Below are 559 nucleotides of genomic sequence, written 5' to 3'. Positions count from 1 at the left end.
ATGTACGGCATTGGCCTTATCTTCGTTTTACCTTTCTTCTTCCACGTGAAAGGGATTCTTTACCGCGAGATGTTTGGCATTAAACTCAAACTGATCGCGTCAGACAGACCAAAGAGCGACGACGACCACAACGGTAGCAACAATAAAGACCCACAGGTATTCGATGCATAACAACTCTAAATTAAGCGCAAGTAAATCACTTGCGCTAAAAGTGACAGCATTAGCCTTAGTTGGCTCGATCTCGTTAGTTGGCCCAATGCTTTACCAACAAGAAGAAGAGCGCAGGCGAGCGGGGCAAAAGGCTTCAGACTCAGAGCAAAACTTTGGTGACTTGACCGTCTCTTCTGATAAGCCAGATTTCGCAGCGATTGAAGATGTAAATAAAAAGAAAGACACCTTCTTTTCTTATCTTCGCCCAAGTATCAACATCGAAAACAAGCGAATCACCAAAGAACGTGCGTTTCTAACCAAGCTTTCAGAGACGGGGTTGAACAATGTTGACTCTGAAGACGCGTCATACGCAAAGAGACTAGGGAAGCTGTATAGCCTGCCTGTACCT

The 559-nt window shown here is 44.9% G+C and carries 1 pseudogene; it reads left to right on the top strand.

The features are described 5' to 3' along the window. Positions 1 to 163 precede the first annotated feature (163 nt). Positions 164 to 559: pseudogene (locus AB4486_RS26905) on the top strand (glucosaminidase); the annotation flags it as partial.

It is taken from the genome of Vibrio sp. 10N.222.55.C6 (assembly GCF_041473395.1).
Taxonomy (GTDB): domain Bacteria; phylum Pseudomonadota; class Gammaproteobacteria; order Enterobacterales; family Vibrionaceae; genus Vibrio; species Vibrio crassostreae_C.
Note: the sequence above shows the minus strand (reverse complement) of the source record. Positions and strands in the feature narration are given on the sequence as shown.